The organism is Acinetobacter colistiniresistens (assembly GCF_000413935.1).
Classification (GTDB): domain Bacteria; phylum Pseudomonadota; class Gammaproteobacteria; order Pseudomonadales; family Moraxellaceae; genus Acinetobacter; species Acinetobacter colistiniresistens.
In genome coordinates this window covers 409,781-431,878 of record NZ_KE340380.1, presented here as the reverse complement: position 1 = coordinate 431,878, position 22,098 = coordinate 409,781, and the positions used below count along the sequence as shown (strand labels likewise).

General features: G+C 40.3%; 22 protein-coding genes and 2 pseudogenes. 5 read left to right on the top strand and 19 right to left on the bottom strand.

The genetic code is table 11. From position 1 onward, the window contains the following. Window positions 1–140: 140 nt before the first annotated feature. The 3 genes from F907_RS08125 to F907_RS08135 form a co-directional block, all read right to left on the bottom strand. Window positions 141–2,303, bottom strand: coding sequence for a malate synthase G (locus F907_RS08125; protein WP_016652326.1), 2,163 nt, complete (start codon window positions 2,301–2,303; stop codon window positions 141–143). Between the two features lie 289 nt (window positions 2,304–2,592). After that, window positions 2,593–3,738, bottom strand: coding sequence for a cell division protein ZapE (gene zapE / locus F907_RS08130; RefSeq protein ID WP_016652325.1), 1,146 nt, complete (start codon window positions 3,736–3,738; stop codon window positions 2,593–2,595). Window positions 3,739–3,856: 118 nt separating this feature from the next. Further along, on the bottom strand, window positions 3,857–4,876 hold the full coding sequence (locus F907_RS08135; protein WP_016652324.1) for an AraC family transcriptional regulator: 1,020 nt from the start codon (window positions 4,874–4,876) through the stop codon (window positions 3,857–3,859). A 155-nt stretch (window positions 4,877–5,031) separates the two neighbouring features. Here F907_RS08135 and F907_RS08140 point away from each other — a divergent pair, with 155 nt between their 5' ends. After that, the gene (locus F907_RS08140) at window positions 5,032–6,546 is read left to right on the top strand and encodes a flavin-containing monooxygenase (protein WP_016652323.1); all 1,515 of its coding nucleotides are present in this window, start codon (window positions 5,032–5,034) and stop codon (window positions 6,544–6,546) included. 233 nt (window positions 6,547–6,779) lie between these two features. Continuing rightward, window positions 6,780–8,004: pseudogene (locus tag F907_RS0118040) on the top strand (multidrug effflux MFS transporter). A gap of 34 nt (window positions 8,005–8,038) precedes the next feature. On the opposite strand, the gene F907_RS08145 reads toward F907_RS0118040, so the two are convergent. Next, window positions 8,039–8,608 (bottom strand): TetR/AcrR family transcriptional regulator, encoded by a 570-nt coding sequence (locus F907_RS08145; RefSeq protein ID WP_005275101.1) that lies wholly within the window; start codon window positions 8,606–8,608, stop codon window positions 8,039–8,041. Between the two features lie 172 nt (window positions 8,609–8,780). Between F907_RS08145 and F907_RS08150 the strand changes: the two genes are divergently transcribed. Continuing rightward, window positions 8,781–9,698, top strand: a complete 918-nt coding sequence (locus F907_RS08150) for a LysO family transporter (RefSeq protein WP_016652320.1) — start codon at window positions 8,781–8,783, stop codon at window positions 9,696–9,698. Window positions 9,699–9,714: 16 nt separating this feature from the next. On the opposite strand, the gene pyrF is transcribed toward F907_RS08150, so the two are convergent. Next, entirely contained in the window at window positions 9,715–10,395 is a 681-nt protein-coding gene (pyrF, locus tag F907_RS08155; protein ID WP_016652319.1) for an orotidine-5'-phosphate decarboxylase, read from the bottom strand. Between the two features lie 112 nt (window positions 10,396–10,507). Further along, window positions 10,508–11,056 (bottom strand): helix-turn-helix domain-containing protein, encoded by a 549-nt coding sequence (locus F907_RS08160; RefSeq protein WP_005275092.1) that lies wholly within the window; start codon window positions 11,054–11,056, stop codon window positions 10,508–10,510. A gap of 89 nt (window positions 11,057–11,145) precedes the next feature. Here F907_RS08160 and F907_RS08165 point away from each other — a divergent pair, with 89 nt between their 5' ends. Further along, complete coding sequence (locus tag F907_RS08165) at window positions 11,146–11,802, top strand: AzlC family ABC transporter permease (protein WP_016652318.1); 657 nt, start codon at window positions 11,146–11,148, stop codon at window positions 11,800–11,802. Further along, entirely contained in the window at window positions 11,799–12,125 is a 327-nt protein-coding gene (locus F907_RS08170) for an AzlD domain-containing protein (protein ID WP_005275085.1), read from the top strand. The genes F907_RS08165 and F907_RS08170 overlap by 4 nt, the downstream gene beginning before the upstream one ends. Before the next feature lie 90 nt (window positions 12,126–12,215). Here F907_RS08170 and F907_RS08175 read toward each other — a convergent pair whose 3' ends face one another. The 13 genes and pseudogenes from F907_RS08175 to F907_RS08230 all read right to left on the bottom strand — a co-directional run bounded on the left by F907_RS08175 (window position 12,216) and on the right by F907_RS08230 (window position 22,092). After that, window positions 12,216–12,581, bottom strand: a complete 366-nt coding sequence (locus F907_RS08175; protein WP_005153427.1) for a lipopolysaccharide assembly protein LapA domain-containing protein — start codon at window positions 12,579–12,581, stop codon at window positions 12,216–12,218. A gap of 13 nt (window positions 12,582–12,594) precedes the next feature. Beyond that, window positions 12,595–12,897, bottom strand: coding sequence for an integration host factor subunit beta (locus F907_RS08180; RefSeq protein WP_004653854.1), 303 nt, complete (start codon window positions 12,895–12,897; stop codon window positions 12,595–12,597). 157 nt (window positions 12,898–13,054) lie between these two features. Further along, window positions 13,055–14,737: a 30S ribosomal protein S1 gene (gene rpsA / locus F907_RS08185; protein ID WP_005241870.1), complete on the bottom strand. Its 1,683-nt coding sequence runs from the start codon at window positions 14,735–14,737 to the stop codon at window positions 13,055–13,057. Window positions 14,738–14,851: 114 nt separating this feature from the next. Continuing rightward, window positions 14,852–15,532: a (d)CMP kinase gene (gene cmk / locus F907_RS08190; RefSeq protein ID WP_016652317.1), complete on the bottom strand. Its 681-nt coding sequence runs from the start codon at window positions 15,530–15,532 to the stop codon at window positions 14,852–14,854. Between the two features lie 9 nt (window positions 15,533–15,541). Beyond that, window positions 15,542–15,982, bottom strand: coding sequence for an SRPBCC family protein (locus tag F907_RS08195; protein WP_016652316.1), 441 nt, complete (start codon window positions 15,980–15,982; stop codon window positions 15,542–15,544). Between the two features lie 66 nt (window positions 15,983–16,048). Then, on the bottom strand, window positions 16,049–16,558 hold the full coding sequence (gene tadA / locus F907_RS08200; RefSeq protein WP_005275081.1) for a tRNA adenosine(34) deaminase TadA: 510 nt from the start codon (window positions 16,556–16,558) through the stop codon (window positions 16,049–16,051). 5 nt (window positions 16,559–16,563) lie between these two features. Then, the gene (locus F907_RS08205) at window positions 16,564–17,688 is read right to left on the bottom strand and encodes an enoyl-CoA hydratase/isomerase family protein (RefSeq protein ID WP_171068381.1); all 1,125 of its coding nucleotides are present in this window, start codon (window positions 17,686–17,688) and stop codon (window positions 16,564–16,566) included. Then, complete coding sequence (ung, locus tag F907_RS08210) at window positions 17,685–18,398, bottom strand: uracil-DNA glycosylase (protein ID WP_005275075.1); 714 nt, start codon at window positions 18,396–18,398, stop codon at window positions 17,685–17,687. Before ung ends, F907_RS08205 begins: the two co-directional genes overlap by 4 nt. 45 nt (window positions 18,399–18,443) lie before the next feature. Next, window positions 18,444–19,040 (bottom strand): 6-pyruvoyl trahydropterin synthase family protein, encoded by a 597-nt coding sequence (locus F907_RS08215; RefSeq protein WP_005275074.1) that lies wholly within the window; start codon window positions 19,038–19,040, stop codon window positions 18,444–18,446. 110 nt (window positions 19,041–19,150) lie between these two features. Next, window positions 19,151–20,143, bottom strand: a complete 993-nt coding sequence (gspK, locus tag F907_RS08220) for a type II secretion system minor pseudopilin GspK (protein ID WP_016652314.1) — start codon at window positions 20,141–20,143, stop codon at window positions 19,151–19,153. Next, window positions 20,140–20,931 carry a type II secretion system minor pseudopilin GspJ gene (gene gspJ / locus F907_RS08225; protein WP_016652313.1) on the bottom strand — a complete coding sequence of 264 codons (792 nt, stop codon included), beginning with the start codon at window positions 20,929–20,931 and terminating at the stop codon, window positions 20,140–20,142. The genes gspK and gspJ overlap by 4 nt, the downstream gene beginning before the upstream one ends. After that, window positions 20,928–21,302: pseudogene (gene gspI, locus F907_RS19240) on the bottom strand (type II secretion system minor pseudopilin GspI); the annotation flags it as partial. The gene gspJ and the pseudogene gspI, both read right to left, overlap by 4 nt. A gap of 241 nt (window positions 21,303–21,543) precedes the next feature. Next, complete coding sequence (locus F907_RS08230) at window positions 21,544–22,092, bottom strand: pilus assembly FimT family protein (RefSeq protein WP_032862094.1); 549 nt, start codon at window positions 22,090–22,092, stop codon at window positions 21,544–21,546. Between the last annotated feature and the right edge of the window lie 6 nt (window positions 22,093–22,098).

The following is a 22,098-nucleotide window of genomic DNA, read 5'->3' as shown; positions in this document are numbered from 1 at the left end:
ATGATCAAACTGTAGCAATTATAGCAAAAATTTGATCAAGATAATGCTTAATCCTGTTTTAGATCTATTTCTCAATCAAAGCTTCCTTCAAGCCACGGAAATAAAAAAGCCTCCGAAGAGGCTTTTTATATTAGATGAGCTTAATCACCTGTATAACCTTTTAACTTTAAACGTGCAGCATGTAACAATGGCTCGGTATAACCCGATGGTTGCTCAGCGCCCTTGAAGATCAAGTCAGAAGCGGCTTGGAATGCAATACCATCAAAGTTTGGTGCCATTGGTGTATACAGCGGATCATTGGCATTTTGTTGATCAACGATCACCGCCATACGCTTAAGTACTTCTTCAACTTGCGCACGCGTTACGATACCGTGACGCAACCAGTTTGCAACGTGTTGAGATGAAATACGTAAAGTAGCACGGTCTTCCATTAAGCCAACGTTATTAATGTCTGGTACTTTAGAACAACCAACACCAAGATCTACCCAACGAACCACATAACCCAAGATCCCTTGACAGTTATTTTCAAGTTCGTTGTTTAACTCTTCTGCAGACCAGTTTGTTTCTGGTGCAAATGGCGGCGTTAACAAGTCATCTAAAGTCAGCATGTCTTCAGCAGCCAATACATCTTGACGTGCTTTTACATTGATTTGATGGTAGTGCAATGCATGCAGTACTGCGCCTGTTGGTGATGGAACCCATGCACAAGTTGCACCTGCATTTGGATGTGCGGTCTTGGTCGCCAACATATCTTTCATGCTATCTGGTTTTGGCCACATGCCTTTACCAATTTGCGCTTTACCTTGTAAACCACATGCTAAGCCGATTGCAACGTTACGGTTTTCGTAAGCAGCAATCCATTTTTGGGTTTTAACAGCTTCTTTACGCACAACTGGCGCAGCTTCCATAGACGTATGGATTTCATCGCCTGTACGGTCCATAAAGCCCGTGTTAATGAAAATGGTACGGTCTTTTGCAGCAAAGATACAGTTTTTCAAGTTCACAGACGTACGGCGTTCTTCATCCATGATCCCGATTTTGAGTGATTTAGCAGGCAAACCGATGGCTTGTTCAGCACGCTCAAACAGTTCAACCGCAAATGCCACTTCTTCTGGGCCATGCATTTTTGGCTTAACGATATACATTGAACCTTTACGCGAGTTTTTGTTCTCGTTTTGACCGCGAATATCAGCAACGGTCAGCAAAGGTGTAACTAAAGCATCCATGATGCCTTCGAACACTTCTTCACCCTCAACAAGGATCGCTGGGTTTGTCATTAAGTGGCCTACGTTACGAAGCAACATTAATGAACGACCATGCAATGTCGTTGTACCACCAATCAGATTCTGTACAGTACGGTCTTTGTTTAAGGTACGCGTAATGGTTTTACCATTTTTCTCAATTGACTCTTGCAAGTCACCTTTCATTAGACCTAACCAGTTACGGTAGCCTTCCACTTTCTCTTCAGCATCAACCGCTGCAACCGAATCTTCCAAATCCTGAATCGTGGTCACGGCAGCTTCAAGGGTTAAATCTTTAACGCCAGCCGCATCTGTTTTACCAATCGGGCTATTTGCATCAATTTCGATAATCACATGCAAGCCATTATTTAATAAAACGATTTCAGTTGGGCTCGCCGCTTCACCATTGAAACCGACAAACTGGGATTCGTGTGCTAAAGTCGTGGTTGAACCATCTTTGAGCGTCACAGCTAAACCGTTATTCACCACTGCATATTGAGTTGCATCTGCATGCGAACCTTGTGCCAATGGGAAAGTTTGGTTTAAGAAGTCCTTGGCAAAAGCAATGACTTTATCACCACGAACTGGGTTATAGCCTTTGCCTTTCTCTGCGCCACCTTCTTCAGAAATAACATCTGTACCATACAGTGCGTCATATAAAGAACCCCAACGTGCATTTGCAGCGTTCAAGCTGTAACGTGCATTACGCACAGGTACAACAAGTTGTGGGCCAGCCAATAATGCAATTTCTTCGTCAACGTTTTCAGTCGTTACCTGAAAATCAGCAACTTCTGGCTCTAAGTAACCAATTTCAGTTAAGAATGCCTTGTAAGCATTTAATTCAAATTTATTGTTGCGATGCCATTCGTCAATCTTTGCTTGAAGTTCATCACGCTTAGCCAATAATGCTTTGTTTTTTGGGCTAAGGTCGACAACGACTTGCTCGAAGTTTTTCCAGTAAGTTTCACTCTCTAAACCAGTACCTGGTAAAGCTTCATTTTCGATGAAATCGTAAAGTTCTTTAGCAATCGCTAGCTTGCCTTTTTGAATACGTACAGTCATTGTCTTTCCTGATGGTGCTAACTTTTTATAACAAGAATTCTAGTATACTGATTTATACTAGCCTGAATAGTAATATCACATTCCTAAATAGTAAGCATTTTCCTCATTAGAAGTATTGACAAACATATTTTTTTATACTTATCAAAATATCAAATGATGCGTGCTTGTTTTCTAGTTATGCAACATACTCCCTTTTTCAAACTCATCTAGTTATAACAAAATTCGACCAAGAATAAAGCCTTATCCCTATAAGTTTATAAAAAAAGGCATTCCGAAGAATGCCTTTCATTTATGAAGTTTGAGCCACTTGAATCTGTCGATGCTCCGAATGCAAATAATCATCGGATTGCATTTCCAGTAAACGTGAACGTGTCCGTTCAATTTCAAATGCTAATTTTTCACCTTCATAAAGATCAATGATTGAGTCTTCAGAGGTTAAAATCAGTTTTACGCCTCGGTCATAAAATTCATCGACCAAGTAAATAAAGCGGCGAGTTCCTTCCGACAGGAAGTCGGTCAAATGCGGAACATGACTCACTAGCACAGTATTATAAATGTTGGCAATTTCAATAAAGTCTGCTGGGCTACGTGGCTTGAAGCATAACTCTGAAAATTCACACCACAACACATCTTCTGTATGACCTAAAGTTTCCACCACACGATTGTTAATCATGATTGGTGAATTGGATTGCGTCTGTGTTTGGGTCAGTGCTTTAAAACGCCCAGCCAACCACGCTTGGGCATCATCTGTTAAGGGATATTTAAATAATTGCGCCTGTTTCAAGACACGTAAACGATAATCTACGCCTGCATCAACATTTAAAACCATACAGTTCTTCTTGACCAACTCAATCGTCGGCAGGAAACGATCACGATGAATTCCGTTTTTATATAAACCATCTGGTGCAATATTCGATGTTGCAACCAAAGTGATACCACGCTCAAAGAGCTTTTGGAACAGATCACTTAAAATCATGGCATCCGTTACATTTGATACGAAAAATTCGTCAAAGCAAATTACAACAGCGTCTTTATAAATCTGATCTGCAACCAAATCTAGTGGATTACGTTGACCCGAAAGTTTATTCAACTCTTTATGAACATGTTGCATAAAGTGATGGAAGTGCATCCGCATCTTACGGCGAAATGGAACAGATTCATAAAACTGATCCATCAACCATGTTTTGCCCCGACCTACACCACCCCACATATATACACCTTTTGGATAGGTTTGACGACGGAAACGTCGAAACGCTTTCTTCGATGCTTTATAGCGAGTAAGTAACTCTTTCCATACTCGATCCAACTCTTGCACTGCTTGTGCTTGAGCCTCATCTGGCATGAATTGCCCTGACTCAAGTGCTTGAGCATAACGCTCAGCAGGTGACGTTGGGATATATGCAGTGCTATGTGAGTCTGGTTTAGAATTTGACATAAGGTGTTATTGCAATTTTAATTGATGAAAATTATATCGAACATTCTGTTCAATGGCATTAGATTTTAGGCTTAATTATCATAGAGTTTAAACATCAAAATGTACCATTTTTAATCATTTAATGATTTCGATTATATTGTCTCGGACTCAATCCAAACCATCTTTTAAAAGCATGATTGAAGGCCGCTGGCTCAGAATAACCCAACATTTCGGCGACTTGTTCAATCGAATAGGAACTATTTTCTATGAACTTAATCGCCTTCTGTTTAATCAGCCGTTCACGAATTTCCTTATAGCTGGTCTGCATTTGCTGCAATTGATGTCTTAAGGTACGTTCTGGAATACTCAGGGCACAAGCAGTTTCTGCCATCGTGGGTATGACCCCATTTTGCATTTCCAGATAATCCTGCACATATTCAACAATCGTTAATTTGAGCGCCGCACTTTTCTCTAAATGTTGAATATCCTGTAGGCATTTTTCTTCATAAATGCGATACGTCAAAATATCGGCAGATGGAATTTTTGTATTTAGAATTTGTGTATTTTCCAAAATAAAAGCGGCTTGTGCACATCCAAATTTGACATCTTGACCATAATAATCTTGATAAGCAGCAAGCAACCCTAGATCTTTAGGACGCTGAAATGGCAGTTCAATCTGAATTTTGGGTATATCCAGCCCCATCATTTTAAAGATGTCTTGTAAAAATTTATAAGTGCCTGAAATTTCACACTGTGCCCTTAATTGGCCTAAATGCATACTGAGATCAATAGGTTGATAGAACAAATAGATCAACTCATTTTCAATCTTTAACTGCAAGCTCCCAAATAGATGGGTTAACTGCTGATATTGAACACCATTGAGTAAGGCACGATGTAGGGTATCACTGGTCACCAGTAGCATCAGGAACGGTCCATAGCCAGCCAATGCATAATGCTGCCCAATGAATAGACCTTGTTCTGGTGAAATGTCCTGACTAATATGCTGCAAAATATCCCACTCGATTTCGTCTGGAATAATTGAGCTTGGATCTAAGGCATCGGCTTGTATCCCCATATTTGCTAAACGTGCGTCCACATCAATGCCGACATGACGCATGCCTTGAATCAAATACATCAACCCGAGGATAGATCTCTTCATAAGTCCGAATGCAATTCTCAAAACTTTAATGTTTTACTATAAAAGCCTCAGCAAATGAATTGCCGAAATGATCAAGTTTTACGTCGATACAATCATATTTAATCTCGCCAAAACCGTTAAACTTGCTCAAAACTTAGCGGTGTAGGACATAAACTATGCGTGATGTAAACCCAAATGCGATTCAAAAAACAAAAGTTGCCATTATTGGTGCAGGTTTTGGTGGCTTGGCAATGGCTATTCGCCTGTTACAAAGTCAAATCCATGATTTTGTGATCTTAGAAAAGACCAATGATGTGGGTGGTACATGGCGTGATAACCAATATCCCGGCGCAGCATGTGATGTTCAATCACATATGTACTCACTTTCATTTGCCCCAAAAACAGACTGGTCTAAGCGTTATGCTGAAGCAGATGAAATCTTTACTTATATCCAAGACATCACAGAACAATACAAATTAAAGGACTATTGCAAATTTGAACATGAGGTCACCCATGCTGAATTTGATGAAAGTCGCAATCTGTGGACTTTGACTTTCAAAGATCAGCCAACACTAGAAGCACAATTTGTTATTTTTGCCTCAGGTCCACTGCATGTGCCACAAGTTCCACATATTAGAGGTATTGAAAAATTCCAAGGTAAAGTATTCCATTCATCACAGTGGGACCATAACTACAACCTAGCAGGAAAATCTGTTGCATCAATTGGAACTGGCGGCAGTGCGATTCAATATATTCCTGAAATTGCGCCAGAGGTGAAGCAGCTATATGTATTGCAACGCACCGCAGCATGGGTGATTCCTCGTGATGAACGTAAATACTCCCAACTGAGCAAATCATTATTCAAAGCATCAAATATCTACCGTCAGATTCACCGTACCCGCCTGTATTGGACCAATGAATCTCGTGTCGTTCCTATCGTACAGCCGCAAATCATGAAGTACGGTCAGAAACTGGCTGAAGCCTTTATCCGTTTCCAAGTGAAAGATAAAGAACTCGCAAAAAAACTAACACCAGATTTTGTCATGGGTTGTAAACGTATTTTGATTTCAAATAAATACTTCCCGACTTTCAATCGTAAAAACGTTGAATTAGTGACTGATGCTATTCAAGAAATCACCGCGAATAGTATCATCACCAAAGATGGCAAAGAACGTCAAATTGACTGTCTAATTTATGGTACAGGTTTTATTACTGATCCTCGTATATATCTAAAACATTTCGATTGTGTTGGCCGTAACGGCATTGAACTCAAGCAAGCATGGAAAGATGGCGCTGAAAGTTACTATGGGATCAGTACCAAAAACTTTCCGAATCTATTCCAGTTACTGGGGCCAAATACCATTCTTGGGCATAACTCAGTGATTTTCATGATCGAGTCTCAGGTCAACTATATTCTCCAGTTAATTCAAACTGTAGATCAAACAGGGACTCAAGCGATTGAAATCAAGCATGAAGTTCAAGATCAGTTCAATCAGCGTGTACAAGATCAGCTTAAAGGAACGGTATGGCAAGCGGGTGGCTGTAGCAGTTGGTATCAAGCTGCTGACGGTAAAAACTTCTCGTTATGGCCAACCTACACATGGCGATATTGGTTAGAGACTCGTAAAGTCAATGTCGCCGATTACAATTTTATTCGCACGGCAGTGAACTCAAAATCTAGCGCCGCTTAGTGAGATTTGTTATTTAAACACCCTCTTGAAGATTCAAGAGGGTGTTTTTTTTTTGAATAAAGAATAACTGCTTATCTTTAATCCTACCCGCTCTTCAAGTCACTTTCGACTTGCGCATCAAAAAAAATTAATTCTAGGTAAGTTAAAACGAGAAATTCATGTTAAGATTTTAACTACCTACCGTTAGGTAGTTAAAATAAATCTGTTTGCTTTTCCGCAAGAGTTAACCAAATATGAACACGACTCCCCCGATTTCCAAGATCAGTTGGTCTTTATTACTCCTACTTTCCTTATTTACCGCCTTAGATGCACTTGCAATTGATATTTATTTGCCGGCTTTTCCTGCACTTGCAGAAAGTTTTGCAACCACACCGGGACATGTACAACTCACCTTATCGGTTTTTCTAGTTGGATTAGCAATTGGACAAGGTATTTATGGCCCTTTATTAGATCGCTTTGGCCGACGCAATCCCTTATTGATTGGAATCTCAATATTTATCTTGGGCTCATTATTGGCTGCCATTGCACCCAGTATTGAATGGTTGCTGGCAGCCCGGTTTTTACAAGCAATCGGTGCCTCTGCCGGTTTGGTTGTTCCAAGAGCAATTATTTCTGATGTCTGTGATGCCAAAACCAGTGCCAAAAATTTTTCTATTCTGATGCAGGTGATGATGATTGTTCCCATCATTGCACCATTGTTTGGCAGCCTGATCCTGCATTGGTTCTTGGCATTTGATTTTCTACACCTTGGCCGCACTTGGAGCTCTGCTTTGGTTATGGGGCACTCAAGCCATTCCAGAAACCTTAAAACCTCAATATCGTCAGTCACTCCAATTCGCAGCAATTAGAACAAGCTATCAAACACTTGCTCTCAATCAAAGATTTATGGCCTACACGCTAGCGGGTGGTTCTATCTTGGGCGGCTTTTTTGTTTATTTAAGCCAATCCCCATTTATTTTTATTCAGCATTATCATATTCATAATGAAGGTTTTAGCACTTTATTTGCAGCCAATGCCATCGGATTAATTATTCTTGGGCAAGTCTCGATCATGTTATTAAAGCGTTGGTCTGCACAACAATTACTGATACTGGGCATGTGTATATTTAGCGGTGCCAGTTTAATTTTACTTCTCAGCGTTTCTTTATCTACCTTAAGCTTATGGCAGTATGTTGCACTGTTAGGACTAAGTATCTGGTCTACAGGTTTTATTTTTGGCAATGTAACCGCATTGACCATGCAACAAAGTCCTCAGCACTTAACAGGTGCAGCTTCATCATTGATGGGTCTACTCCAATATGCCTTTACTTCGCTGATTGGCTTTATCGTGAGCTTGTTTGAAATCAATATCAGCCTACTCCCTACCAGTTTGTTTATTTGTGGAGCGATTGCACTCGGCTTATGTGTGTATGCAGCACTTAGACAAGGACAAACTTTCTCTACTATAGAAGCAGAATAGTGGTCAATAACTTTTGATCAGTGGCTCAATAAAATTAGCTGCTGATCAGAATATTCAAAGCTTTTAAGATCGCATCAAGTCTGAGTCTAAACTTCTCTCGACCACCATAGATCAATTCACTTTGTAAGGCGTCCACAAAACTCATACATACACGAGCCAAGGCCACACTCTCCAATTGGTGCTTATTTTCTTTCAATACCGACTGCTGAATCGCGTATAAAAATAGCTGTTCCAGTTCATTCATAAAATCATGCATCGGTTCAATGACTTGGTCATATAAATGTACAGGTGGACTGATTAAAGCATTCATCCAAAATTGCACAGCATAGGATTCATTAAAGCGTTGTTCAATACTGCTAAAATAAACATATAACTGCTGCTGGATCTTTTCTCCTCCCTGCAAAACATTTTTGGCATATCCTAATTCTTCATCAATCATGATTGGAATCAAACTTAGATATAACTCGTCCTTGTTTTTGAAATGCGCATAAATTGAAGGTTTTTTAATCCCGACGTCAGTCGCAATTTCGTTTAAAGATGTTGCTGCAAAGCCTTGTTTTGCAAAACGCTCCAATGCAATTTTTTGAATTCTAACGGCTGTCACGAATCACTTTCCTCTCATATCGACAAAATTATATTTCACCTCTTTAGATATTCATAGATAGATATCGTAGACTTAATTAATCACTAAACATTCTCTATCAAATGGTATATAAATCTATTCAAGTATCAGATTTCCCTGCATAATAAATCAGCACTCTAAACACGCTGATTGTATGACCTCTCTTGTTTTAATCTTCCAAATTTTTATCTGCCTTAGCTTAGGCTATTTTGTTGCACCGCACCTATCTCAGACACTTAAACAATTTGTATTCAAAATCCTGCCTTATTTTTCTTATATTTTATTGGTCAGTGTCGCATTCGAACTGACTCAGGCCTTAAATCATATCCAAAACCCTGCAACCATTTTACCGCCAGCGCTTTTGATTGCATTTACCACTTCAATTGGTTCTTTTTTCATTTGTCTTCTCACCTACAAACTAATAGATCGGCAAAGCATTCAAGGCAAAATTTCATCACATCTTTTTCTAAATGCACTCAAAAATATTGCCAAAGCCTTTTTAGCTTTAGGGGTCGGTATTCTATTTGGCGTATTGATCAAGATTTCGGGCATTCAAATAGCATTTAACAGCTGGTACTTATTACTGATCTTTATTTTCTTGATTGGTGTTGAACTGGCGTTTACTCAATTTGATCGTAGCTGGTTAAGCTGGAAAATCCTAATGGTTCCCGTAGCTGCATTCATCGGCTCTGGTTTAGCCTCAATTCTGAACTATATTCTTTTATCTAAAAATTATAACTTTAATGAAGTCATGGCTTTAGCTCAAGGCTATGGTTGGTATTCCATGTCGGGGATTTTATTTACTGAATTGCATTCCGCCAAACTTGGTGGCATTGCACTCTTAACCGACTTGTTTAGAGAAATTTTTGCAATTTTATTGATGTATTGTCTGGGTTGGCGCTTTCCACGCTCTGCAATTTCAAGTGCTGGTGCAACCTCGATGGATGTCACCCTTGCCATGGTGAAACAATCATGTGGCACACATTACGTACCACATGCCATGATGAGTGGCTTGATTTTATCTCTTCTCGCACCACTCTTAATCAGCTTGTTTTTAAATCTAAAATTCTAAACTAAGTCCAACCCAATTAGATTGAAGCCAGAATTGACTTAAGCATCGCAGTTGGGTTGTCCGCCTTGGTAATTGGACGACCAATCACCAAATGGGTTGAACCATCCAGCATAGCTTGTTTTGGTGTCACAATACGTTTTTGATCATCTGCATTTGAGCCTTCAGGGCGAATCCCCGGAGTAACTAAGGCAAACTCCTGTCCTAACAGATCACGTAAAATTTTAGCTTCTTGTGCTGAACAGACCACACCATCCAAGCCACTCTCCTGAGTAAGTTTCGCCAAACGCTTTACCTGTTCAACAGGCTCGATATCTAATCCGATATCCCGTAAATCTTCACGTCCCATAGAAGTTAAAACAGTAACCGCAATCAACTGTGTTTGATAATTGCCCGCTTTAAGACGTTCGACACAGGTTTCCATCATTTTACGGCCGCCAGATGCATGCACATTCACCATCCATACCCCAAGATCTGCTGCTGCACATACAGCCTGAGCGGTGGTATTTGGAATATCATGAAATTTTAAATCAAGAAAAATTTCAAAACCTTTGTCTTGTAAGTTTTTAACAATCGATGGGCCTTCATGAGTAAAAAGCTCTTTGCCTACTTTGACACGACAAAGTGACGGATCAAGCTGATCTACGATTGTTAAGGCGTCATATTGGCTTTTTGCGTCTAGCGCAACAATAATACTCACGAATCTAGTTCCATCACATAAAAATCGGCTAATTATAAAGTGATTCAGAGCATGAACAAAGCAAGAAAGTTCTCATATTGAAAAAAAGCTTTCTCATTAAGTTAAAATATACCTATCTTTGTTCTGAAATCAAAATTGCCCGCGTATCTGCTTGCAGTGCTTCAAAGATATGCGCCTGATCCGCAGGATAACAAATATAGTCCCCTTCATTCAGCAATACAGGCTCTGAAATTAAGCCAACCTTTGCTTGCCCCTTCATGATAATAATATGCTCGATACTACCAATCGAATGCGGCTGACTACAACGTGGCTCACCCGGCTGAGTGGTTAACATGTACACATCACGTCTCGCCCCTGTTGGACAATTGGCCAACAAGATTGCCTGATAGTGAGCGATTTCAGAGCTCACCGATGGTCCTTCCCCAAAACGGATCACTTGAGTTTGCGTAATATTTGACTCCATTAATTTCGCAAATGGGATATCCAATGCCACACACAACGCCCATAGGGTTTCCAGACTCGGATTACCTTGCGCAGCTTCCAATTGTGACAAGGTTGATTTTGCAATCCCGGCTCGACGTGCAACTTCAGCTAAGGATAGTCCCGCTTTTTGCCTTTCTCTTTGTAGACCTTTCGCAACAATTTCTATTGGCAATGCCATATTTCACCATAAAAAACGAATGTTCGTTTTGACGAACGATATAAATTTAATCTATTATATCGTACGTTCGTTTGATATAGAAAATAAAGATGCAAGATAAAGAGCGGTATAATCTCATCAAAGCCATCAGCCTCATTTCAATTGCCACAGGCATTGTTGGTATTTCACTCGGTTCCGTTGCCGCAAGCTTCAATATACCGATTTGGATTCCAATGATGCTCTCTTTAACGGTATTGGGAGGTGCAGCTGAATTTACCTTCGTTGGTATGATTGCGACTGGTGCGAATCCTATTTTTGCGGCATTGACTGGAATATTAATCAATCTACGCCATCTCCCATTTGGCTTATCTGTTGCTAGCTTTATCGAAAAAAATGCATCTCGTTTTATTGCTTGCCATATCATGAATGATGAAAGTGTGATGTTTGGATTGAGCCAACAAGAAGATGAGAGTAAGAGAAAAGCGTATTGGATGTGTGGATTGGGCATTTGTATTCTTTGGCCAATCGGCGTGTTTATTGGCTACATCCTGAGTAAGAATATTCCAGATATTTATATATTCGGCATTGATGCTGCCTTTCCTGCCATTCTATTTGCCCTGATTTTGCCTATGCTGAGAAATAGAACCACACGGAATCGCGTGTTTCTTGGCACAACATTGTCTTTAGCTTCTATTCCGTTGCTTCCTACAGGTTTACCTGTTTTAGTTTCCATGTTCGGTTTATTGCTAAAAGGTAAATCAAAATGAAATATAGTGAAGCTTATATCTTTGTTGGCATTGTCATACTTGCACTTGGCACCTATTTAATTCGTTATTCAGGCTTTTATTTAGCCAATCGCATGTCGTTCAAAGAACAGCACAAGCAACTTCTTGCTGACTCTGCTTGCGTACTCCTATTTACCTTAGCCGTTTTTAATACCATTTTTACTGAAACGCATTTTAGTGGTATCAGTAAAATCATCGGGGTTACTGTTGCCGTTATTTTTGCATGGAAGAAATACTCACTGATCGTAGTCATCCTTGTCGCGATGCTAATTACCGCAGTCTTGAGATATCTCGGTCTTCCATAAAGCAAAAAAATAGCCCTTTAATCAAAATAAAGGGCTATTTCCTATCCAGTGATCAAATCTTCAAGGATTGATCACTAAAAATATTCTCAATTACAGTGGAGTACGTGTTTGACTCTCAGGATTGATATCCAACACTGTTTTTTCATGCCGTACACTTGCAGCAGCTTCTGCGGCAGCCTGTTGTGCAAGCTGAATCTGTTCTTTACGAAGATGGTCAATATCTTTACGAAGTCGTTTAATTTCCCAACTGGTTTGGAAAACACGAAAAACTTGTACACCTAATAATAAACCAACCACAATCCCCAATGCTAAAGTCAATAAAAGCAACAGACCTAAACGCATTGCAGGAACTTGAGTAAATAGTAAATCTACTTGTAACTCAGCTGGGTTCTGAAGAACCAAAGCGAGTGAATAACCAAAAATGGCAACGAGTAATGCAATTAATACATAACGCATAAACACCTCAATTTTATTCAGCAGATTCGTTTACTGCGTCACGAAGTGCCTTACCAGGTTTAAAATGTGGAACTGCTTTTGCAGCAACATCAACTGATTTACCTGTTTTAGGGTTACGACCTAAACGCGGCTCACGGTGATGTAATGCAAAACTACCAAAACCACGGATCTCAATACGATCACCACTCGAAAGTGCTTCAATCATTTGATCGATCATAATCTTAACTGCGTCTTCAACTAAAGGCTCAGCCAAGTGTGGGTTTTTAAGTGCAATCCGTTCAATTAAATCAGATTTATTAAGTGCTTCAGTAGTCATTGATGACCTCTTTAATTATTGCTACTTTCCAATGTTTTTAATAATAACCTGTTTAAATACAAAACGGTAGCGCAGTACATGATTACTACGCTACCGTTTACAGTATTTTTGTATAAAAAAGTACGTCTCAGTTACAAGAAACGTACTTTTTAACAAATTACTTCATTTGAGCTTTAATTAAGTCACCAATAGTCTTAGGACCATTGCTTTCTGCAGCTTGAGTCGCAGCAGCTTGGCGAGCATTGTTCACAGCTTCTTTCTCTTCAGCTTCGTCTTTCGCTTTGATAGACAAGTTGATAGAGCGAGATTTGCGATCAACGTTGATGATTTTCGCTTCAACTTCTTGACCAACTTCTAAGAATTTAGTCGCATCTTCAACGCGGTCACGGTTGATTTCAGAAGCTTTAAGTGTTGCTTCGATGTCATCAGCTAATTTAACTGTAGCACCTTTAGCATCAACAGCAGTTACAGTACCTTTAACCATAGCACCGCGTTCATTCGCAGCTAAGAAGTCATTGAATGGGTCGCTGTTTAATTGCTTGATACCAAGGCTGATACGGTTGCCTTCAGCGTCAACAGATAAGATAACTGCTTCAACTGTGTCGCCTTTCTTGTAACGACGAATCGCTTCTTCGCCTTGTTCGTTCCAAGAAATATCAGACAAGTGTACTAAACCGTCGATACCACCAGATAAACCGATGAAGATACCGAAGTCAGTGATTGACTTGATCGTACCAGAAACTTTTTCGCCTTTTTCATTTGCTTTAGCAAACTCTTCCCATGGGTTAGCACGAGTTTGTTTGATACCCAATGAAATACGACGACGTTCTTCGTCAACTTCAAGAACCATAACATCAACTTCATCACCGATCTGAACAACTTTAGATGGGTGGATGTTTTTGTTCGTGTGGTCCATTTCTGAAACGTGTACTAAGCCTTCAACGCCTTCAGCGATTTCAGCGAAGCAACCGTAGTCAGTTAAGTTAGTTACACGTGCTTTAACGATAGAACCTTTAGGGTAACGGCTCATGATCGCTAACCATGGATCTTCGCCTAATTGCTTAAGGCCTAAAGATACGCGGTTACGCTCGCGGTCAAATTTAAGTACTTTAACTGTAACTTCTTGACCAACTTCAACAACTTCTGAAGGGTGCTTGATACGTTTCCAGGCCATATCTGTGATATGTAGAAGACCATCAATACCGCCAAGATCAACGAACGCGCCGTAATCAGTAAGGTTCTTGATTGTACCAGTAACTGTTTGACCTTCTTCAAGTTGAGCAAGTAATGCTTCACGGTCAGCTGAAGATTCAGCTTCCATAACTGCACGACGAGATACAACAACGTTGTTACGTTTAGCATCAAGCTTGATTACTTTGAACTCTAACTCTTTACCTTCAAGGTGAGTTGTGTCACGGATAGGACGAGTGTCAACTAAAGAACCTGGTAAGAATGCACGTACAGGACCGATGTCAACAGTGAAACCGCCTTTAACCTTACCAGAGATAACACCAGTAACGATTTCGCCGTCTTCAAAGATTTTCTCAAGTTTAGTCCAAGTTTCAGCACGTTTCGCTTTTTCACGTGATAAAACTGTTTGACCCATACCGTTGTCAAGCGCTTCAACAACTACGTCAACAGTATCGCCAACTTGAACTTCAAGTTCACGTTGTTCATTTAAAAATTCAGCACGGTCAACAACACCTTCAGATTTAAGGCCAGTGTCAACAGTAACCCAGTCAGAATCGATACTAACAACAGTACCTTGGATGACTGCACCCTTTTCAACGTTGAGGTTTAATTCACTTTCTTCAAAGAGGGCTGCAAAAGATTCGGTCATGATATACCTGATAAAGTCCGCGGTCTTGGATCAGACAAGGCCGGTTTAGTTAAGTTGTTACATTGTCCAAAAAATCTGATCAAGCAATGCTTCAACTGATAAAAAATTGTGTATCTATTTTATACGGCTATTGATATAGTCAACCATCAACTGAAACACTTCATTGATGCCTATTGTAGAACTATCAATGATATACGCATCCTCAGCGGGCTTGAGCGGAGCAACTGTGCGCTCCATATCTCTTTTATCTCTAGCCTGTATGTTAGATAAAATGTCGCTTATTTTAGCATCAAGCCCCATACCCTGCAACTGTTTTACGCGTCTCTCTGCACGAGACTCCGCCGATGCGGTTAAGTAAATTTTCGCTTGAGCTTCTGGAAAGATCGATGTTGCCATGTCTCTGCCATCAGCAACCAGTCCAGGTGCTTGAATAAATGCACGCTGACGTGCAAATAATGCTTTTCTTAATGCAGGGACAGTTGCAACTTTAGAGGCATACTCTCCAACCTGTTCAGTGCGAATGGTATTGGTCACATCCACACCCTCAAGCAAGACCAGTGTCGCAGCCTCAGTCGTTTTAAATTCAATATCTAAATTCGTTGCATATTCAACGCATTGATCTAAATTCGCATCAATTTGGTCAAGCAAACCCCGTTGGAACAATGACAGTCCAAGTAAACGATATAACGCACCCGAATCCAATAAATTAAACTGGTAATGTGCTGCAATTTTAGCGGCCAACGTACCTTTACCTGAACCGCTTGGACCATCAATCGTAATAATATGAACTGTCATTCCCATCTCTTATAAAGCAACTGATTTGGCTAATTTTGAAAAGCCTAGTGTAATGGCTGCTTTCAGTTGTGCAAGAACTAATTTACTCACCAACGGTGCTTTTGCCGTAAATTCAATCTTATATATTACTAAAGTGATAAAAGGTGTGATTTCTTTAAACTCAATTTGCCCCAGATGATGCTTCACCAACGGGTTATTAATTAGCTTATATTCAATCCGTTTATTTTCTTCCAATAAGGTAATTTCTTCCTGTAATGGTTTGATTGGACCAAATCCCATGCGGCGAATCGAGCCAACACCATCAGGACGTTTTGGGTCAGCTGAGTCCTTCACACGGACAACCTGCAAAGGTGCAAATGCCTTATTATAAGTGGCATGTTTTGACAGCAAGTCGAAAACTTCAGAGATCGGTGCATTAAATTCTTTTTTTACAGTAATTGCATTACGCATAACATCGCCTTTTTATATGACCCAACATCTTGGGAGGCTTAGTTTGCCATACTATAAGAGACATTTTTAATCATTTAGGGACGTTTTTGACAACCGAATTCTCTTCTTTTCATCACGCCGTTGCTTAAAAAAATCACTCAACTGTTGCGAACATTGTGCTTGTAGACAACCCTGCTCAAAGGCAAATTTGTGATTGTAATAGCCACTATCGAGTAATGCTCTTGCACTGACTAATGAACCTGCTTTCGGTTCTGTTGTGGCAAATACCACTCGCTGTACACGTGCATGCACTAATGCCCCAACACACATTGTACAAGGTTCAAGGGTGACATAAAGCGTAGTATCGTCTGGCAAACGATAGTTGTTCAATGCCTGACAGGCTGAACGCAGTGCTTGAATTTCAGCATGCGCGGTTGGATCAGAAAGTGTAATCGGTGCATTATATCCCGCCCCAATCACCCGTCCATTGCTCACTAAAATTGCCCCTACAGGAATTTCACCTTGAGCTGCGGCCAATGCAGCCTGCTCATAGGCAAGCTGCATCCAGTATTCATCATTACAATTTTCAGAACTCATAAGACTCAGGCAATCACACCATAGTGCTTTAATAGTGTATTCCAACTTTCAATATTGGTCACAGGAGCACAATCTCCCAAGATACCTTTCAAGCTGAGTTGTTCTGTAGCTTGCCACTCTGGAGACAAGTCCTTATCCACTAAACGGGCACGCACCCCTTCAACAAAGTCAGGATGACGGATTTTCCAATCAGAGATTTGCGCTTCCAGTGCAAAAACCTCATCCCAAGCATGGCCTTGTTTGCCCCACTGCCATAACAACCAAGTAATCGCAGCTGTACTTGGTGAGCCTTTCTGCAAGTTTTCACTGGCTTGACGCAACCAGTCACTACTTGCATCACTCAAACCAATAATCGACTGGTAATCATATTCAAAGCTTTGTCCACGACATACACTATGAATCACATCAATCGAATTTTGTAATGGACCCGATGCTACAGGACGATGCAAACTATTTAAGGTGTCGTCAATTGCTCTAAATGCGCCTGCTGGATAATGGTTCCAGTCCACATTTAATACCTTTTGCAAGACATTATCACGTTGCGCTTCACAAATATGCGTTGCCCAACCAATGCTAAATGCACCAGCAGCCGTCATGATTGAACCCGTCAATCCTGTAAACAAGCCAATTTGACCACGATCCGCCAAGAAGCGACTCGCACCGACATCCGGGTATAAGCCAATATTGATTTCTGGCATCGCCAAACGTGAATAAGGGGTAACTAGGCGGAAGGGTGCAGCCATAAACAGACCTAGTCCACCACCCATGACATAACCTTCACCCCAAACCACGATCGGTTTAGCATAATTATGTAACAACAAATCAAGCGCATATTCTTGCTGGAAGAATTGATTGGCTGCGTCAACTTCCTGATTAATAACTAATTGACGTAATTTACGAACATCTCCACCAGCACAAAATGCTTTAGGTGTGGTTGAATCAAACCAAATGGCTTTAACTGTCTCATCAACATGAAAATCTTGAAAAACTTGCAGCAACGCAGTGACGATTGGTTCATCCAATGCATGCAAAGATTTAGGGCGGTTCAGACGAATGATTCGCCAACCATTTTTTGCGTGTTCAATAACTAAATCTGGATGATAGCTATTTAAATCAGGAGAAGTCATTATGCGTCCAATTGCCAGTCTATAGGCTCAATGCCGTGTTGTTTCAAATAATGATTAGTTTTAGAAAATACTTTACAGCCAAAAAAACCACCACGATTCGCAGCCAGTGGTGATGGATGTGCTGCACTGAGAACCAGATGTTTATTACGATCAATACGTTGACCTTTACGCTGCGCATAAGCGCCCCATAAAATAAACACCACATGTTCACGCTGTTCATTCAATGCATCAATTACTGCATCGGTGAAATCTTCCCATCCCTGTTTCTGATGTGAAGTTGGTTGACCCGCTTCTACTGTGAGTACACTATTGAGTAATAACACACCTTGTGCTGCCCACTTACTCAAATCACCATGACGTGAAATCGGTACAGCCAAATCCGTGTTTAATTCGTGAAAAATATTACGCAAAGACGGCGGTAATGCAACCCCTCTTTGTACAGAGAAACTTAAACCATTGGCCTGATTTGGGCCATGGTACGGGTCTTGCCCTAAAATCACGACCTTCACACCACGGAGCGGTGTGGTATTCAGTGCATTAAAAATCTGTTTACTTGGTGGATAAATTGTTTTTTGGGCGAGCTTTTCTTGTTGTAAAAACTCACGCAAGTTATCCATTTTCTGACTAAGCAAAAACTCTGACAATGAGATTTTCCAAGACTCGTCCAACTGAACTTTACTTAATTTGTCCTGCTGCTGTTCAGTAAATTCCATCCATATTCCTTGAAAAAAATTCACTCAATAAAGTGAAGAAAGTATTCAAATATTAACTTGTAATTCTACGTTTGGATTTTGGAATTTGATTCCATTTTTCAGATTTTCGTACATTTGAATGTCACTCCACTCAGCTTGCACCTGTTCTGAAAATACAATTTGATCCAGACTTAATACACCCATTTGCGCATTGTCGATATCTTCCTGAAAGCTCTGTGCGTAACCGGTATCCGTTTCATGCACAATAACAGAATAAACTTCCACATCACCCTCACCATTCTGAGTAGTGGTTGAGTTCAGTACCTGCTGAGCAAGATAAAAGAAGATACGGGAAAACTGTTCAGCTGATGGTGAAACAGGCAAAGCAATCCAACGTGCACTGAATGTTTTACATGCATCAATATACGCAGCATCATCTTTCTGCCAAAAACAGATCGCATGATCAAAACTATCAAATAACTCTTTGATCACACCTTTTAACAAACCGAAGTCATAGACCATTTGCCCATGATCCAACTTTGACGCTTTTAATAATAATTCAACTTTATAGCTATGCCCATGAATCGAACGCTTACAACGATCCGATGTACAGTTCCGTACAATATGAGCATTTTCAAACTTAAATAATTTACGAATTAACATGCACCAAGCTAATCTTTTATCTGCAAACGGATTTTATTATAAAGCAAAAAAAGCGGTATTGGGATTGATTTTAAACCTTGTCACCATTTGATAAACCAATCTTAAAATTACTAAAATGGTGACAAACTTCTAGAGTAAACAAACACTTGCTTATCTTTCCTCATTAAAGAGCTGGTAAATTGGCGTTTCCGTTCGCTTAAAACAACTTCGATTTGTGCGGTAAAATAGTTTGACTTGCTATCTAGCATCGCAGCTGCATCAGTTTTACTTTGTTCATCTATGCCAGAAAATGCACTCAACTTCCATAAATCATCCACATTATTGAAATAGCTTAAGTCAGCCTGCTTACGTTTCAACTCTTGCTCTACCGCTTTTACATCTACCTTTGGGTCAATACTGGCAAGTAACAATGCGGAAGCAGTATTCAAATTGACCTTGGTTCTCTCAGGTAAAGCAGTCACATAAGGCTTAATCAAATCATAATTTTTGCCTTCAAAGCCTCTCACCAACTTTAATTCCTCAACACTATGAAACTTTGTATTTGGTACTAAATAAGCAGGATCTAGACCTTGATAATAGCTACTCTCAGCGCCCATTGCGCCCGTAACCTCATCATTCGTATCTTGCCAATCAATCACGGCCTGACTGAGCTCAGCAGGCAGGCCAACTCGTTGCAACAACTTTTCAAACCAACGTCGAGCCGAGTCATCCACCTGATTACCGTCTGCTTTAACCAAATTATTGAGATTAAATTTCCCTGACTCATCAATCAAACGTCCTGATACAAAGCCATCTTCCACTGGAAATGGTGGCATGGGCTTAGCCCAATTTTCCTGTAAATGGTCAATCGTACCGCCATTATCGCTGTCTTGAATGAGCAACTCAGAGAAAAAAGCTTCTGCACTTTTTGCATATAATAAAGATTGATTTTGACGCATCAAATATCCCGTATTTTCCGAGGTATTGGTTTGTCGTTTCGCAATGGTCGCTGCTAAAATTGTTGCTAAAGCTACCATCACAAGAATGGTCAATAAGGCGACACCATGCTGAGATGCCCCAAATCCATGAGACTTTTTACTGACGCGTTCTTTTATCTTAATCATTGTGATGGAAGCTCGGTATGATTAGATGAATTTGATCCATCTTTATTCGGTGGGTTTATTCCCCCATTTGTATTTGAGTTCCCTAGGTATTGTGAATAAACTTGCGTATTTAACAGGCTAAAGATCCATTCATAATCAGTACCAGCAACGGTCAGCTGTATTTTCAAACCCAAGGGTAATTTTTTGAGCTCGGCAATATTATTTGGATCGCTATTTTCTGGCCATTGAGTTAGCTCTTGAGGATTCAGAACCATCACTTTAAATTGATCAACATTCTCCAACAAGGTACTTGAGATTGGCTGTACACGATTTGGGATATTAAGATTTGAATATTTCAGTCGATATACTTTCTTTTGTGTAGAGTCATATCGATATTCAATACGCTCATAAGGTGATAGTCCCTGTTTCAATGGGTCAGAAACACCAGCTTTGCTAAAAGCAAAATATTGATTATTCAACACAATAGCAGCTTGTAACTGTCGACCATCATTTGCAGTCAATGGAATAATCTGCAAGCTGTCTCTTAAAACCTGCTGATAAGCATCTTGCAAGGCAAATAGATGCATTTCATGCTCTGCATTTCTATCTTTTACTTTTAATAGATAATCAAATACCTTCCACCCCAACATGGAAAGTACAGCAAAGATTGCGATTGCAACCAGCAATTCCACTAAGGTAAATCCTGACTGAGGTGAAGAACCAATCAAAGCAGGCCTAGATCGCTTTGCAAGAAAGCTACACTTGGCTCGAACGCACGTTGAAAAGCGATGCTCGGAATTATATGTCATTGTGTTCTAGCCTTTGCTGGGTAGTTAAAGAACACAAGATTAGTTACACCTGCTTCAACCTTCCCTTGTTCATTATTAAATAAACTGACTTGTAACTCGATGCGTTGTATCTTTGGGCTAATGGTAGATTGTGCTTTTTTATCAATTTGCCACGTTTCACCTTGTGAAGTGATTTGCTTGGATTGTGTCCCATCCAGCCATTCCTGATTGATTTCCATCATTGCCACTTCATTCATTGCGACAAATTGCGCCTTTGTCCTTAAAATTGCATTTGCTGTCGATTGCGTATATTGCATTGCAACTTTCGTTAAAGCGATGGCAGCCACGGCAAAAATCGCCAATGCCACCATCACTTCAAGCAAGGTAAATCCTGAGCGAGGGTTAGTGAAACAACGTTTCCCCCGAGCGCAAGACGAAGAGCTATGCTCGAAGTGAGCACGATTAAATCGAGCACCGCTCGGCCCTGCTGCAAGACCGAAAGCTATGCTTGAGGTGCGAGATTTCCCAACTGCAAGACGAAAAGCTATGCTTTGAGTTGTAGGATGAGTGAAACAACGTTTCACCCTGAGAAGCGCAGCTTCGCAAGAAGACGGAGCGCCATCATCTGAATCTTTAATTTTCATCTATTTTACCCAAATGATCTAGCTCTAACTCATGGCCAATTGGTTGTTGCTCATAATAGAACTGAATCCGAACCGGCTTCACTTCACCATTGCCAAACCAAATAAGTTGGGGTGTTTTACCCCCCAATAAATCTTCATTTTTCGCTTTGCTATAGTTCGCCGTATCTAAGCTTTGAATACTGAAAGAAACACGATCTGGTAACTGCCGAGTTTTAAATTCTTTATAGAGCTGCCAAGTACGATCTGCCTGCTGAATCTGCTCACGGCTCTGATCATGATATTCAAACAGGTTATAACTAAATGGGGCAATATCTGTAGCATTTTGAGTATTTAAGGCAAAAACTTTGGCCTGATCTGTCGCTTCTTTATTAATTTTCTTGAGATCAAGAATAAACATTTCCCGAGCTTGCATTGCGCGACGTTGATCCACTCCACCGATATTTAACACCACCAAAGATGCCATGATCGCCATAATGACAATCACCACCATGACCTCAATTAGGGTAAAGGCTTTTTGTAATCGCAGTGATGATCTCATTGTCTC